The sequence below is a fragment of the uncultured Pseudosulfitobacter sp. genome (genome assembly GCF_963976325.1).
GTDB lineage: Bacteria > Pseudomonadota > Alphaproteobacteria > Rhodobacterales > Rhodobacteraceae > Pseudosulfitobacter.
Window position 1 is genome coordinate 1 of the sequence record NZ_CAXBJW010000019.1, and the last position, 14,429, is coordinate 14,429.

Annotated in this window: 13 protein-coding genes; 6 read left to right on the plus strand and 7 right to left on the minus strand. The window is 60.8% G+C overall.

What is annotated here, in order from left to right; all coding sequences use genetic code 11:
• Nucleotides 1-495: 495 nt before the first annotated feature.
• On the minus strand, nucleotides 496-1,101 hold the full coding sequence (gene msrQ / locus AAC077_RS19195; protein ID WP_339773209.1) for a protein-methionine-sulfoxide reductase heme-binding subunit MsrQ: 606 nt from the start codon (nucleotides 1,099-1,101) through the stop codon (nucleotides 496-498).
• A gap of 58 nt (nucleotides 1,102-1,159) precedes the next feature.
• On the opposite strand from msrQ, the gene AAC077_RS19200 reads away from it, so the two are divergent.
• Nucleotides 1,160-1,564 (plus strand): DUF2306 domain-containing protein, encoded by a 405-nt coding sequence (locus AAC077_RS19200; RefSeq protein ID WP_339773212.1) that lies wholly within the window; start codon nucleotides 1,160-1,162, stop codon nucleotides 1,562-1,564.
• Between the two features lie 5 nt (nucleotides 1,565-1,569).
• On the opposite strand, the gene msrP is transcribed toward AAC077_RS19200, so the two are convergent.
• The gene (msrP, locus tag AAC077_RS19205) at nucleotides 1,570-2,475 is read right to left on the minus strand and encodes a protein-methionine-sulfoxide reductase catalytic subunit MsrP (protein WP_339773215.1); all 906 of its coding nucleotides are present in this window, start codon (nucleotides 2,473-2,475) and stop codon (nucleotides 1,570-1,572) included.
• 124 nt (nucleotides 2,476-2,599) lie between these two features.
• Nucleotides 2,600-4,087 (minus strand): FMN-binding glutamate synthase family protein, encoded by a 1,488-nt coding sequence (locus AAC077_RS19210; protein WP_339773218.1) that lies wholly within the window; start codon nucleotides 4,085-4,087, stop codon nucleotides 2,600-2,602.
• A 289-nt stretch (nucleotides 4,088-4,376) separates the two neighbouring features.
• On the opposite strand from AAC077_RS19210, the gene AAC077_RS19215 reads away from it, so the two are divergent.
• Entirely contained in the window at nucleotides 4,377-6,107 is a 1,731-nt protein-coding gene (locus AAC077_RS19215; RefSeq protein ID WP_339773221.1) for a calcium-binding protein, read from the plus strand.
• 92 nt (nucleotides 6,108-6,199) lie between these two features.
• On the opposite strand, the gene AAC077_RS19220 is transcribed toward AAC077_RS19215, so the two are convergent.
• A complete protein-coding gene (locus AAC077_RS19220; RefSeq protein ID WP_339773224.1) occupies nucleotides 6,200-7,045 on the minus strand; it encodes an SDR family oxidoreductase in 846 nt (281 codons plus the stop codon).
• A gap of 113 nt (nucleotides 7,046-7,158) precedes the next feature.
• On the opposite strand from AAC077_RS19220, the gene AAC077_RS19225 reads away from it, so the two are divergent.
• A complete protein-coding gene (locus AAC077_RS19225) occupies nucleotides 7,159-7,563 on the plus strand; it encodes a helix-turn-helix domain-containing protein (protein WP_339773227.1) in 405 nt (134 codons plus the stop codon).
• On the opposite strand, the gene AAC077_RS19230 is transcribed toward AAC077_RS19225, so the two are convergent.
• A complete protein-coding gene (locus AAC077_RS19230) occupies nucleotides 7,560-8,132 on the minus strand; it encodes a L,D-transpeptidase family protein (protein WP_339773230.1) in 573 nt (190 codons plus the stop codon). The genes AAC077_RS19225 and AAC077_RS19230 overlap by 4 nt on opposite strands.
• Nucleotides 8,133-8,247: 115 nt before the next feature.
• Nucleotides 8,248-10,863: an ATP-dependent chaperone ClpB gene (clpB, locus tag AAC077_RS19235; protein WP_339773233.1), complete on the minus strand. Its 2,616-nt coding sequence runs from the start codon at nucleotides 10,861-10,863 to the stop codon at nucleotides 8,248-8,250.
• 360 nt (nucleotides 10,864-11,223) lie between these two features.
• Here clpB and AAC077_RS19240 point away from each other — a divergent pair, with 360 nt between their 5' ends.
• Nucleotides 11,224-11,541 (plus strand): orotidine 5-phosphate decarboxylase, encoded by a 318-nt coding sequence (locus AAC077_RS19240; protein ID WP_339773236.1) that lies wholly within the window; start codon nucleotides 11,224-11,226, stop codon nucleotides 11,539-11,541.
• A gap of 213 nt (nucleotides 11,542-11,754) precedes the next feature.
• Complete coding sequence (gene pyrF, locus AAC077_RS19245; protein ID WP_339773239.1) at nucleotides 11,755-12,453, plus strand: orotidine-5'-phosphate decarboxylase; 699 nt, start codon at nucleotides 11,755-11,757, stop codon at nucleotides 12,451-12,453.
• Nucleotides 12,454-12,647: 194 nt separating this feature from the next.
• Here pyrF and AAC077_RS19250 read toward each other — a convergent pair whose 3' ends face one another.
• Entirely contained in the window at nucleotides 12,648-13,070 is a 423-nt protein-coding gene (locus AAC077_RS19250; protein ID WP_339773277.1) for an NUDIX hydrolase, read from the minus strand.
• Nucleotides 13,071-13,127: 57 nt separating this feature from the next.
• On the opposite strand from AAC077_RS19250, the gene AAC077_RS19255 reads away from it, so the two are divergent.
• Nucleotides 13,128-14,381 carry a DNA polymerase IV gene (locus tag AAC077_RS19255; RefSeq protein ID WP_339773242.1) on the plus strand — a complete coding sequence of 418 codons (1,254 nt, stop codon included), beginning with the start codon at nucleotides 13,128-13,130 and terminating at the stop codon, nucleotides 14,379-14,381.
• The last annotated feature ends 48 nt before the right edge of the window (nucleotides 14,382-14,429 follow it).

The window sequence follows — 14,429 nt, forward strand, 5'->3', positions numbered from 1 at the left end:
GTCTAACTCCCAATACCCGCAACCCCTTTTTTATACTTTATGACAGTTTTCTGAAAAAATCCGAATTTTCCATGAAAATCATAGGGTTGGGTTCGCAATATTTCGCGGACCCTAGGTCAGATCGGTCGATTATTACCCGCACCCGCCTGCCATGTTAGCGTGAGACACCCGATCGTCCGACTTATCCACAGACTCGCACCAGCAAAAGCGCCGACTCGTGGTCGGTGAATCGCGTTTTCGTCGCTTTGAGCCGGATTTCAGGTGCAGATTCTTTTGAAATTCTTTGCCCACCCGCGCGATTCACTAGGACCGAAGGGTGTGATTCCACCGATTCACTGCAAATTTCGCGATTCCAACGCGATTCCTGCCTTTGATCTGTGATGCGTATCAAAGCAAATCAGCGATTCAGTCGCCCGCTTGCTGTGCAAACTGCAAACTTTGCCGCCGATTCCGAGTGAATCGCCTGCAAGACAGCTCTTGGTCCCCTCGCACGCCTCAGCCTGCCACCCGTCTGGGCCACGGCAACCGCAACGCCAGAAGCCCCACGATGATCGCCATATAGACCAGCGGTTCGATCTGGATGCCCTTGACCAGCCAGATGTAATGCACGCCCCCCAGCACGGCCGCCACATAGACCAGCTTGTGCAGCTTGCGCCACGCAGGGCCCATCTTGCGGATTGACCAGTTGTTCGAGGTCACAGCCAGCGGGATCAGCAACACGAAGGCCGCGAAGCCGATGGTCACATAGGGACGTTTGACAATGTCCGCCCAGATCTGGCTCCAGATTTGCACATCCAGAAACAGCCAGACGGCAAAGTGCAGACAGACATAAGCAAAGGCCATCAAGCCAACCGCCCTGCGAAAGCGTATCAGGTTCACCCCGGCAAAGCGGCGCAGCGGTGTGATGGCCAACCCCGCGATGATCAGTTTCAATGCCCACTGGCCCAGCTCATGCTCAAGCCCCTTGACCGGATCGCGCCCCAGACCGCCAAAAAACACCTGATAGAGAAGCAGCAACGCCGGCAGCAGCAACACTATATATACGACCCATGTGGGGACGCGCCGCGCGGCGCTGTTGATACGGTTAACAAAGGCTGTCATCACAAATTCAACTCTTTCCGTGCGGGGCATGGCGCGCCGCAATACCAATAGGTGCCTTATGAGCGTCAGCGTACAGCCCTTGATCCAGGCCGGCCCCACGATCTTTAGCCATGCCGCCCTTGCCACCTGTGCGTTGGCCTTGGGCATCTGGCAGATGTTGGCCGCCAAGGGCACGCCGCTGCACCGCGGACTTGGGCGCGTCTGGGTGGGCGTCATGGCCATTACCGCGCTGTCCAGCTTCTGGATTCACGAATTTCGCCTGTTCGGCCCGTTCAGCCCCATCCACATTCTGTCTGCGGTCACGCTGGTCAGCCTGCCCGTTGCCGTACGCGCCGCGCGCCAAGGCAACATCGCCAAGCACCGCCGCATGATGCGCATCCTGTTCTTCATAGGCGTGCTCGTACCCGGAGCCTTTACCTTGCTGCCGGGTCGGGCGATGCACGCCGTGTTTTTCGGTGGCTGAGAGGATCAGTAGTTCGCCTTCAGGTCCATGCCCTCGTACAGGCTGGCCACCTCGTCACTATAACCGTTGAACATCAGCGTCGGGACACGGCGCGCGAACAACCCGCCGCCAAGGGGGCGTTCGGTGGCCTGCGACCAGCGTGGGTGGCTGACCTCGGGGTTCACATTGCTATAGAACCCGTATTCGCGCGCATTCGCCTTGTTCCAGCTTGTCGGCGGCTCTTTGTCGGTCAGGGTGATCCGCACGATCGACTTGATCGACTTGAACCCGTATTTCCACGGCACCACCAGACGCATAGGGGCGCCGTTCTGGTTCGGGATGTCCTTGCCGTAGATTCCTGTCGCCATGATCGTCAGCGGGTGCATCGCCTCGTCCAGTCGCAAACCTTCGACATAGGGCCAGTCCAGCACGGGGTAGCGCACGCCGGGCATTTCGTCGGGGCGCAGCACGGTTTCAAAGGCCACGTATTTCGCGCCCGACTGCACACCCGCCATGTTCAGCAAATCAGCCAGTTCGAACCCGTTCCACGGCACCACCATCGACCACGCCTCGACACAGCGAAAACGGTAAATCCGTTCTTCGATGGTCATCGCCTTCAGAATGTCTTCCAGCGCGTAATCGGCGGGCTTGTCGACCATGCCGTCGATCTTCACGGTCCAGGGTTTGGTGGTCAGCGCGCCTGCGTATTCTGCGGGGTCTTCCTTGCCGGTGCCGAATTCATAGTAGTTGTTGTACTGCGTGATGTCTTCCCAGACGTTCGGCTCCAGCGTGTCCTCGGCTGCGCGCGCAGCGCCTGCCATGCCCACCACCCCCAGGCCAGCCGCCCCGGCCATCAACTGACGCCGGTTCAGGAATGCAGCTTCGGGCGTCAAATCCCGTTCGGTCAAAGTGTTGGTCCAGCGGTTGGCCATTTGGGTCGTCTCCTCATCCGTTTCACAACGTTATGCACAGAATGTGGGACGAAAAAATGCACAGGCCAGCCAGATCACGCGAAGTTGGCCCTGTGTAACAATTGGCAAACCGCACAGAACGCGGTCACCCTTCGGCGTGCAGGCCGGGATATAGTTCGTTCATCGGCACTGACCGCCCGCTGTCCTGAACAATGCGCACGTGTTTGCGCCGCAGCAGACGGGGTTCAGCCACACCGACCGAATGGGCGATGATCTCGACCTCGTGGATGACCTCTTTGGCATAAAGGGCGACGCGCTGATCCTTGTCCTCAACCACCAGCCCCTTTTGCAGACGCGGGTTGTGGGTGGTGATCCCCGTGGGACACGTGTTCTTGTTGCACTTCAACGACTGGATGCAGCCCAGCGAGAACATGAACCCGCGAGCCGAGGTGATAAAGTCCGCCCCGGCCGCCAGGGCCCATGCCACATCGCCGGGGTTCACCAGCTTGCCGCTGGCCACCAGCCGGATGCGGTCTTTCAAACCCGCCTCGTTGCGCAGATCGGCGGCCAATGGCAGCGATTCACGTATCGACATACCCACCAGATCAATCAACGGCATCGGCGCCGCGCCTGTGCCACCCTCGCCCCCGTCGATGGTGATAAAGTCGGGCGCGCAATCTTCGCCGCGTTTCTTGATGGTCTGCATCAGATCACGGAACGACTCTCTGTCGCCAACCACTGTCTTTATCCCCACCGGCTTTCCCGTGATGTCGCGCAGGCGAACGATCATATCCAGCAGGTCATCCCAATCGTCGATCTCGACGTGCCGATTGGGCGAGATGGCATCAACCCCTTCTTTCAGGCCGCGGATCTCGGCGATCTCGGCGGTGACCTTGGCGCCGGGCAGAATGCCACCCTTGCCGGGCTTGGCCCCCTGCGCCAGCTTCAGCTCGAACATCTTGACGCAGGCGTTGGCCGCGATCTTGCGCAACTTGTCCTCGTTCAGCGCCCCGTCTTCGTCGCGCACACCGAACTTGGCCGTGCCGATCTGGAAAACGATGTCGCAGCCGCCTTCCAGGTGAAAGGGGCTTAGCCCGCCCTCGCCCGTGTTCATCCAGATGCCTGCCTTAGCCGCCCCCCGGCTGAGCGCGCGCACGGCAGGCCGCGACAGTGCTCCATAGCTCATGCCCGAAATGTTGAAAAACGACTGCGCCGTGTAAGGCAAACGTGCCCCCGCCCCGATCACCATCGGCCCCGAACTGGCAAACTGGTCATCCAGCGGCGGGAAAGCGGCGTTGACGAAAATCGGCGTGCCTACGATCGACAGGTTGCGGGTCGACCCGAAAGCCACCGTGTTGCTGTGCGGCTCGCCGGTGCGTTTGACCCAATCGCGTTGCGCGCGGTTGAACGGCAGCTCTTCGCGGTCCATGGCAAAGAAATACTGGCGAAAGAACTCGCCCAGCGTCGAAAACACTTTTCGGAACCGGCCGATCACCGGATAATTGCGGCGGATCGCATCCTGGGTTTGCACCCGGTCAATGATGAACAGCGTCACCACACACAACAGCCCGATCCCGACGGCCCCGACAAAGACAAAGGCCAGGACTTCCAGAACTGTCAGTGGTGACGACATATCGTTTTCTCGCTGCTTATTAAGGTTACCGCACAGTTAAGCCACAGGCGCGCCAACGCAAGGGCGCGCAATGGTCACAGTGTCGCCGGGATTCGCCAAGCCGATCGTCGATCCAGCAACAGAAACGCGTTTCGCGCCGCGATTACATCTTTCACGGGAAACAATGCGCCAAGTCCGCCCGCCAAAAGCGCGGGAATACCCCAGACAAAACGCTGTTTCTGCATACCTTTGTGCAAAGTGCGTGTTAAGATTGAGGCAACAACAACACCGACAGAACCTGGGGACAAAGATGCCGACGACATACACCGAGACAACAGTTCTTGAGACCGACAGCTTCGTGGAAAGCTTCAATGAAGACCTGCCCATCGACGTCGAACTGTTCGACAACATCAATGGCAGCCTTGGTCTTCAACGGGCATCGCAGGTCGACACTTCGGACGCGATTGCGCTGAATCTGACGGCAGGGTTCACCTATACCTTTGTTGTCGTGGTCAACACCGCCGCAGCCGACAGCGCGTTTACCGTCGGACTTGGCGACCAGACCGGAACCGCCGCAGGTCTTGATGGCACTTACGAGGTGACGCTCACCTATACCGCCGAGACAACCGGAACGGCCTATTTCAACCTGTCACAAACCGGGGGCACCGCCGATTATTCGATCTCTGTCGAAGACATCGTTGACCCCAGCATTCCGACCGAAGGCGACGACTATATCGTCGGCAACATGACCTCGGACCGCGTCAACCTGCTGGGCGGCAACGACACCTATATCGCCCTTGGCGGCTCGGACCAGGTCTGGGGCGGGCTGGGTAACGACTATCTCGACGGCGTCTGCGGCAACGACAAACTGTGGGGCGAAGACGGCAACGACACCATTCTGGGCGGCAACGGTCGCGACAGCATGTGGGGCGGCATCGGCGACGACAGCATGAACGGCCAGAACCAAGAGGACATGCTGTGGGGCAACGAAGGCAACGACACGCTGATCGGTGAAAAGGGCGATGACACCATCGACGGCGGCACGGGCGATGACGACATTGACGGCGGCAAGGACAACGACCTGCTGACCGGCGGAACAGGCGCCGACATCTTTCGCTATGCCAGCGACATGGGTTGCGACACGATCACCGACTTTACCAGCGGCGAGGATCGTCTGGACGTGTCGAAACTGGACATCTGGGACATCAGCCAACTGACCATCAGCCAGGTGGGCGACAACGCCCGCATCAACTTTGGCGATTTCCAATATGTCGAACTGACAGGCGTCAACGCCGCTGACCTGACCAACGCCGACTTTATCCTGGACACCGCGCCGGTGATCGCCCCCACAAACGGCGGCGACAATCTGACCGGCACCAATGCGGCTGAAACCTTTGACCTGATGGACGGCAGTGACTTTGTCCGTGCGGGCGGTGGCAATGACACCATCCTGGGCGGGTCGGGAATTGATACAATCTATGCTGGCAACGACGACGATTATATCGACGGCGGTTCAGGCGCAGACCGGCTGTATGGCGACCAGGGCAACGACATCATCTATGGCCAGGCGGACAATGACCTGATCTTTGGCGGCGAAGGCAACGATTATGTCAATGGCGGCAACGCCAACGACCGCCTGTATGGCGACGCCGGAAACGACACGCTGATTGGTGACAACGGCAACGACAAGATCTGGGGCGGTACAGGCAACGACCTGATTTCAGGCGGTGCCGGCAAAGACCTGATCGACGCCGGCGACGGAGATGACACCATTGACGGCGGCTGGGGCGACGACAAGATGACCGGCGGCACAGGGTCCGACATTTTTGTCTTTGACGACCGTATGCGCGCCGACACCATCACCGACTTTACCGATGGCGAGGACCGGCTGGACATGACCGCGTGGGGCTTTACCACCATTGACGACATGACCTTTCAACAGGTGGGCGACGATGTGTTCATCCAGTTCACCGACCGCGACAGCCTGTTGTTGCAAAACGTCGATGCCGCCGATCTGGACGCCAGCGACTTTATCTTCTGACACCGCTTCGGTGCCATTCATCCGATGACCTCCAAAGTCTGACTGCAAAAAGGGGCGCTCGAAATCGGGCGCCCCTTTTCATATAGGGCAGATCAGGCCAGCGCATCCGCGACAGATGCCGGCATTGGCGTGGTGGGCCGCCCGATCAGCCGCGACAAGTCCTTACCGTCGTGAAACAACGCGCCGTTGGACGCATCCACGTCAAAGCTGGCCAATGCACCGGCAAAGCCTTCGGGCAATCCGACAGACACCAGTATCTTGGCGTATTCGTCTTGCGGCAAGTTTTGATAGGGGATCGTCTTACCCGTCTGCGCACTGACTTCCGCCGCCAGATCGCCCAGCGTATAGGACGCATCGCCTGCCAGCTCATAGGTCTTGCCCGCATGATCGCCCGCCGTCAGCACAGCCACCGCCGCATCCGCATAATCCGCGCGGCTGGCGGAGCTGATGCGCCCGTCGCCTGCCGATCCGACCAGCGCGCCCGCCTGCACCGCCCCCGGTACGGAACCGGTATAGTTCTCGGTGTACCAGCCATTGCGCAGGATCGTATACGTCAGGCCCGAGGCTTTGATCATCTCTTCGGTCTCGCGGTGCTCGGCCGCCAGCGACATGGGCGACGTGTCGGCACGCAACAGGCTGGTATAGACAATGCGCCCAACGCCTGCCGCCTTGGCCGCGTCAATCACGGCACGGTGCTGGGCGGTGCGCTGGCCGATCTCGCTGCCCGAGATCAGCAACAAGGTGTCGATGCCCGCCAGCGCCGGGGCCAGCGTTTCGGGGGCATCATAATCCGCCTTGCGCGCGGTCACGCCCAGATCGGCCGCATTCTCGGGGCTGCGCGCCAACGCAACAATGTCGCCCGCATCTATCTTAGCCTTCAGGCCCGCGATGACCAAACGGCCCAACTGTCCTGTGGCACCTGTTACTGCAATTGTCATGGGATCGTCCTTTCCAAATGTCCTGTTCCTAAGCCAGAGCTAACCGCTTTACTTACGAATAGTAAGTACGTACAAAAATGTAAGTGTTAGATTTCTGAACTGCGGAGCCACACATGTCTGAACACCCCCCTGCACTGACACCCGAGCCACTGTCAGACCGCGTCCGGCGCGGTGACTTGATGGCCACGCAATGCCCGTCGCGTGATGTGCTGAAACACGTGACCAGCCGCTGGGGCGTGCTGGCGCTGATGGCGCTTGAGGACAACACGCTGCGTTTCAGCGCCCTGCGTCAGCAGATCGGCGGCGTCAGTGAACGGATGCTGGCGCAGACCCTGCAAGCCCTGGCCGCGGACGGGTTCGTCAACCGCGTGTCCTTCGACGTGGTGCCGCCGCATGTGGAATACAGCCTGACCCCCCTGGGCCGCGAAGTGGCCGAGAAAGTGCGCGGGTTGGCCGACTGGATCGAAGTGTCGATGCCCCGCATCGCGCAGGCGCAACAGGACCGCGAACAAGGCTAGGCTTCGGGGCTCCAACTGTCCGCAATCGTGATCGGCGTACCATTCGGCGTGCGCGCCCAGATGTCGCGCATTTCGCTGTTGGTCACGGCAATGCAACCGTCTGTCCAGTTCACCAACAGGTGCCACGCCCCCAAGATGCCCCAACCGTTCGGCAATCCGTGTATCATTATATTGCCGCCGGGATCGTACCCACCTTGCGCCGCACGCGTCTGATCGGCGGCATCGGGATACGAGATATGCAGGCTAAGATGCGCCACCGACTTCGGGTTGCGCCAGTCGATCGTATATGTGCCCTCGGGGGTGCGCTCGTCGCCTTCGCTTTGCTTGGGGCCATCGTCCCAGCGCGCGCCCATGGCAATGTCATAGGACTGCACCACCTCGCCGCCCTGCATCAGAAACAGCTTTCTGTCGGACTTCGAAACGATCAGGCGATCCGCCAACTGCGCCACCTCTGCCTGCGCGGGCGGCTGCACCCGTGATACGCGCGCCATCACCTTGGTATAGGCAACGACCGCCACGACCATCACGAGTACCAGCACAAGACTGCGAATAAGTTTTCTGAACTTCACAAGGCACCCTCCAAGCCGCAGCATCTGTCTACCAAGACCCGCACCGACATCAACCCGGGTGAAAACGCAAAAGGGGCGCCCGATCAGGACGCCCCTTGCTCTTTCTTGGCATGGCTTAGTGCACCACGGCATCATCCGGTCTGGGTCGGTTGGTGCCACCCACACGGTCACCGATGATCAGCCCCTCGCTGCCCGCCGTGACAGGTATGGAATCCCCATCCATCACGTCACCGGCCAGCAACATCTCGGCCAGCGGGTTTTGCAGCGTGTTCTGAATCACCCGTTTCAGCGGGCGCGCCCCGAACACAGGGTCATAGCCTTCGTCGGCCAGCCACTTGCGCGCGCTGTCGTCCAGTTCCAGCGTGATCTTGCGTGCTTGCAGACGTTTCAGCAGACGGGCCATCTGAATATCGACAATGCCATCCATGTTGTCCCGGCTGAGGCGGTCAAAGATGATCGTTTCGTCCAGACGGTTCAGGAACTCGGGGCGGAAATGTGCCCGCACCGCGTCCATCACATCGCGTTTCGCCGCAGCCATATCTCCACCATCCGGCAGTTGGCTCAGCGCCTGCGCTCCAAGGTTGCTGGTCAGAATGATCAGCGTCTGCTTGAAGTCGACCTTGCGGCCCTGCCCGTCGGTCAACACACCATCGTCCAGAACCTGCAACAGCACGTTGAACACATCAGGGTGCGCCTTTTCGACCTCGTCGAACAGCACCACCTGATAAGGCCTGCGCCGCACGGCTTCGGTCAGAACGCCACCCTCGTCATAGCCGACATAGCCCGGAGGGGCACCAATCAGCCGCGCAACGCTGTGTTTTTCCATGAACTCGGACATATCCAGACGCACCATGGCGTTGTCGTCGTCAAACATGAAATTCGCCACGGCTTTGGTCAGCTCGGTCTTGCCGACGCCGGTTGGCCCAAGGAACAGGAAACTGCCCAAGGGGCGGTTTTCGTCGTTCAGACCGGCCCGCGCACGGCGCACCGCGTTGGCCACCGCATGCACGGCGCTGTCCTGGCCCACGACACGGCTGTGCAACTGTTCTTCCATGCGCAACAGCTTGTCCCGCTCGCCTTCCAGCATCCGCGAGGTCGGGATTCCGGTCCACCGTTCGACCACGCTGGCGATCTGCTCGGGGCGCACGGTGTCGGCTGTCTTGGCATCCGCTTCGGTCGCGTCCAGCGTTTCAAGCTGACGCTCAAGCTGCGGTATCACGCCGTACGACAGCTCACCCGCCTTGGCCAGATTGCCCTCGCGCTTGGCGATGTCCAGATCGGCACGGGCGCGGTCAAGCTGTTCCTTGATGCCCTGCGCCGACGCGATGGCGTCGCGGTTGGTCTGCCATTGCGCCGTCATTTCGGCACTGCGCTCTTGCAGGTCGGAAAGATCCTTTTCCAGCGCACCCAAACGGTCCTTGCTGGCCGCATCATCCTCGGCGCGCAAGGCTTCGGCCTCGATCTGCAATTGCAGGATCTGGCGGTCGATGGCATCCAGCTCTTCGGGCTTGCTGTCCACTTCCATGCGCAGACGGCTGGCCGCCTCGTCCACAAGGTCGATGGCCTTGTCCGGCAGGAAACGGTCGGTGATATAGCGATGGCTCAGCGTGGCCGCCGCAACCAGCGCGCTGTCACTGACGCGTACCCCGTGGTGCAATTCGTATTTTTCCTTGATGCCGCGCAGAATGCTGATCGTGTCCTCGACCGTGGGTTCCTGCACCATCACGGGCTGGAACCGGCGGGCCAGGGCCGCGTCTTTTTCCACATATTTGCGATACTCATCCAGCGTGGTGGCACCGATACAGTGCAATTCGCCCCGCGCCAGCGCCGGTTTGATCAGGTTCGCAGCATCCATCGCGCCATCGGCCTTGCCCGCTCCCACAAGCGTGTGCATTTCGTCGATGAACAGAATGACCTCGCCTGCGGCATCCGTCACTTCGTTCAGAACCGCCTTCAGACGTTCCTCGAACTCGCCACGATACTTCGCACCGGCAATCAGCGCGCCCATGTCCAGCGCCAGCAGTTTCTTGTTGCGCAGGCTTTCGGGCACATCGCCGTTGATGATGCGCAGGGCCAGACCTTCGGCAATCGCGGTTTTACCCACGCCCGGCTCGCCAATCAGAACGGGGTTGTTCTTGGTCCGGCGGCTCAGCACCTGCATGGTGCGGCGGATTTCCTCGTCGCGGCCGATGATCGGGTCAATCTTGCCCTGCTCGGCGCGCTCGGTCAGGTCCGTGCTATACTTCTTCAACGCCTCATAGCTGTCCTCGGCGCTGGCGGAATCTGCTGTGCGCCCCTTGCGGATGTCGTTGATCGCCGAATTCAGTGCCTGCGCTGTAACACCGCCCGCATCCAGCGCCGTCTTGGCACCTGATTTGACCATGCACAGGGCCATCAGGATGCGCTCGACCGGCACAAAGCTGTCGCCCGCCTTTTTCGCAAGCGCCTCGGCCTCGGCCAGAACCTTGGTGGTGGCGTTGTCCAGATAGACCTGTGCCGCATCGCCTGTCACAACGGGCATCTTGCCCAGCGACAGGGTCAGCGCCTCGGTCACGCGCGCAGGGTTGCCGCCTGCGCGTGCAATCAGGTTGCTGGCCAGCCCCTGTTCATCATCCATCAATGCCTTGAGTATGTGTTCGGGCGCCAAACGCTGATGGCTTTCCCGTGTTGCAATCGTCTGTGCTGCCTGCACGAAACCGCGCGACCGCTCTGTGAACTTGGACAAGTCCATAGATATTCTCCTTTTCAAAAGCGCCCCGATGATGTCGCGCGCCTGCTTGGCAGCACACACGACTGTGAAGGGCCTTGATGCTAAGTTGGGCACCGATTGGCTGCGGTTCAAGATTTCCACTGGCAAAATCTACCACTTCGTCCCCAAGCCGACTTTGCGCAGGATCAACCACAAAGGCGCCCCTTGGACCGGCGGAATGCGCTGTGAAGTCCCATGATTCGCAGCAGCAGAGCCTTTTCCACTCCGCCCTTTCAGAAAAAACCTTTATAAATCAATGCGTAAAAAAATCGTTACACAAATTTGAAACCCTATCCGCAGGTCAAGCGTTTATTATGCAGACGACAACATACAGGTGTTAAAATGCAACAGTATCCCGTCGAACTGAACAGCGTGATTTACAACGCGACGACGCAAAGCTTTGAGGCGCTGGTCACCGTCCACGCTCCACAAGGCACGCGCAGGTATGCCTGTGCCATCGACGCGCCGATCACCATGACCTATTCCGACGCCGCTTCCGGCCTCGCAACCCAGGCGCTGCGGCGTCATGCGGGACGCGGCGGGCTGTCGTCATCGACCAACCTTGCCGCCGCGCAAAGCCGCGCGCGCTCGGGCGCAACCAAATCGCGCCGCAAGCTTAACATCGACCCTTTTGCTATGCTGCGTCGCCTCGCTGCATAGCATTGCGGCACGATCCGGGGGCCGTTTCTGTCCCCGACCCCCGGATCGCCGCGCTGCCAGAGACACGTGCCTGCCTGCTAGGTCTCTGATGCTCTGCCCGGATGCGCCCTTGTGCCATCCGGGCCTTTTTTTGCCCACAGCGTCCCCCCCGCACAGACTTGCCGCAATGGCCCCTTTCACGCTATGCGCATCGCAGCGCAAAGGAGCCCGCCCATGACCCACCCCCCCGCAGATCGCCTGATTGTAGCCCTCGACGTACCCAACGCCATTGCCGGACTTAAGCTGGCACAAGACTTGGGCGACGCGGTGACCTTTTACAAAATCGGGCTGGGTATGCTGACAGGCGGCGGCCTGGGGTTGGCCAACGAGCTGAAACAGGAACAGGGCAAACGCATCTTTCTGGACATGAAACTGTTCGACATCGGCGCCACGGTCGAGGCCGCCGTGCGCGGGCTGGCGCAGTTCGATCTGGATTTCCTGACCGTGCACGGCGACCCCCATGTGGTGCGCGCCGCCAAAGAAGGGGCCGCAGGGTCGAACATGAAAATTCTGGCCGTCACCATCCTGACCTCGCTGGACCGCGCCGATCTGGACGACAGCCTGATCAAACCGGGTGACACCGCCGATCTGGTGGTCGAACGCGCGGGCCGCGCATTTGACGCAGGCGCCGACGGCATCATCGCCTCGCCGCAAGAGGCCGCGATGATCCGCGCCCTGCCCGAGGCCGCAAACCGTCTGATCGTCACGCCGGGTGTGCGCCCTGCGGGTGCCGCTTTGGGTGACCAAAAGCGTGTGGCAACACCGGCACAGGCGATCACCGACGGCGCAGATCACATCGTCGTCGGCCGCCCGATCTGGGCCGCTTCCAACCCTCATCAAGCAGCAAAAGACATCCTGGCCAGCCTGCCCTGATCGCACAGAATGTGGGAAAATTGGCACATAACACCGTATATGGGGCGGGTCAGGTTTTCCCTACTCGCTCGAAACGTTAATTTATACTATGTTATATGACAGGTGATACTCCCCGACGAACTGGTTCTTCCTGAAGTTCGTCACCTTCCCCCCGCTTGTTTTGCGGGGGGTCTTTCTTTTAAATGCCGCTCGGCTCACGCACCAAACCCATCCCCCGACACCCCCGACAAATACAACGCCAGTCGCGTCTGAAAATGCGGCACGGCCTTGGCATGTGCGATAAATATCTGCGGCGCCATCAACTGCCAGCTTTGGCCCTCATCCCCCAAAACGATCCGCGACGCGGTCTCTTCCGGCAGGTGTGCTGCGAAAAACCACTTGTCGCCATCCCCTTCCTGGAACCGCTTGCCCCAGCTTACAGCCCGCTCCGGCACCTCCAGCCCCAGCTCTTCGCGTGTCTCGCGCAGGGCACAGGCCAGCGGCGTTTCGCAGCCCTCGCGCCCGCCGCCCGGCAAGTCCAGATAGTCGGGCCACGGAATCCGCGGGGTGTCGTCGCGCCGGATCACCGCCAACCGCGCGCCAATGAAAAGCGCCAGCTTTGCGCCTGCAAATGGCATGTTCATTTCCGCATCCCCGCGTTAAACTGGTTTCCACTCTAGCACAGATGCAAAGCCATGCCTGCCCTCTGCCGAGACTGTCTTCACCAATTCGACACCGCGCGCCGCTGCCCGGCCTGCGCCAGTCCGCGTGTCGTCAACCACCCCGAGCTGAACAGCCTGAGCATCGCACATATGGATTGCGATGCCTTCTATGCCTCGGTCGAGAAACGCGACAATCCCGAACTGGAAGGCAAACCCCTGATCATCGGCGGCGGCCGACGCGGCGTGGTGTCCACCGCCTGTTATGTTGCCCGGATTCGTGGCGTGCGTTCTGCCATGCCGATGTTCCAGGCGCTGAAACTGTGCCCCGATGCGATCATCGTTAAACCGCGCATGGCCGCTTATGTCGACGCCTCGCGCGCGATCCGCGCGATGATGGAGGAACTGACACCCGCCATTCAACCGCTGTCCCTGGACGAGGCGTTCATGGACCTGACCGGCACCCAGCGGATGCACGGTGCGCCGCCTGCCGTGATGCTGGCGCGGTTGATCAAAAGGATGCGCAGCGAGCTGGGGCTGACCGGATCAATCGGCCTGTCGCACAACAAGTTTCTGGCCAAGATCGCCTCGGACCTCGACAAACCGCACGGGTTTTCCGTAATCGGCAAGGCCGAGACAGAAAGCTTCCTGCACGACAAGCCGGTCCGGCTGATCTGGGGCGTCGGCAACGCGGCACAGGCATCACTGGACAAGGCAGGCATTCGCAGCTTTGCCGACCTCAAGCGATGGGACCAACAGGATCTGATCGCCCGCTTCGGCGCAATGGGTGACCGGCTGTGGCATCTGGCGCGGGGGATCGACGCACGCCGCGTGACAGCGCACGAGCCGATGAAATCCATTTCGAACGAAACCACGTTTAACGACGACACGGCCGACCCGGACATTCTGGACGGCCACCTGTGGCGCATGGCCGAAAAGGTGTCCGACCGCGCCAAGGCAAAGGATCTGGCCGGCCGCGTTGTCACGCTAAAACTGAAACGTGCCAACCACAGTACATTAACGCGGCGGCTGTCCCTGCACAGCCCGACCCAGATGGCCGACACCATCTACCGCACCGCCCGCGCCCTGTTCGATCAGGTCGGCAACGAAGGCCCCTACCGCCTGCTGGGCTGCGGCATCTCTGACCTGACAACCGCAGACAAGGCCGACACCGAAGGCGACCTGCTGGACCCGAACAAGACCAAGCGCAGCCAGGCCGAGCGCGCCACCGACAAGATCCGCAGCCGCTTTGGCCCCGACGCCATCGTCAAGGGCCGCGCGCTGCGCTAACTCTTCTCTGGTTGAAAAATCCCGGGGGAGCGCCAAAGGCGCGGGGGC

Excerpts from the sequence above, each read along its gene's own strand:
- msrQ (WP_339773209.1), bottom strand. The coding sequence starts at position 1,101 with ATGACAGCCTTTGTTAACCGTATCAACAGCGCCGCGCGGCGCGTCCCC.
- AAC077_RS19200 (WP_339773212.1), top strand. The coding sequence starts at position 1,160 with ATGAGCGTCAGCGTACAGCCCTTGATCCAGGCCGGCCCCACGATCTTT.
- msrP (WP_339773215.1), bottom strand. The coding sequence starts at position 2,475 with ATGGCCAACCGCTGGACCAACACTTTGACCGAACGGGATTTGACGCCC.
- AAC077_RS19210 (WP_339773218.1), bottom strand. The coding sequence starts at position 4,087 with ATGTCGTCACCACTGACAGTTCTGGAAGTCCTGGCCTTTGTCTTTGTC.
- AAC077_RS19215 (WP_339773221.1), top strand. The coding sequence starts at position 4,377 with ATGCCGACGACATACACCGAGACAACAGTTCTTGAGACCGACAGCTTC.
- AAC077_RS19220 (WP_339773224.1), bottom strand. The coding sequence starts at position 7,045 with ATGACAATTGCAGTAACAGGTGCCACAGGACAGTTGGGCCGTTTGGTC.
- AAC077_RS19225 (WP_339773227.1), top strand. The coding sequence starts at position 7,159 with ATGTCTGAACACCCCCCTGCACTGACACCCGAGCCACTGTCAGACCGC.
- clpB (WP_339773233.1), bottom strand. The coding sequence starts at position 10,863 with ATGGACTTGTCCAAGTTCACAGAGCGGTCGCGCGGTTTCGTGCAGGCA.
- AAC077_RS19240 (WP_339773236.1), top strand. The coding sequence starts at position 11,224 with ATGCAACAGTATCCCGTCGAACTGAACAGCGTGATTTACAACGCGACG.
- pyrF (WP_339773239.1), top strand. The coding sequence starts at position 11,755 with ATGACCCACCCCCCCGCAGATCGCCTGATTGTAGCCCTCGACGTACCC.
- AAC077_RS19250 (WP_339773277.1), bottom strand. The coding sequence starts at position 13,070 with ATGCCATTTGCAGGCGCAAAGCTGGCGCTTTTCATTGGCGCGCGGTTG.
- AAC077_RS19255 (WP_339773242.1), top strand. The coding sequence starts at position 13,128 with ATGCCTGCCCTCTGCCGAGACTGTCTTCACCAATTCGACACCGCGCGC.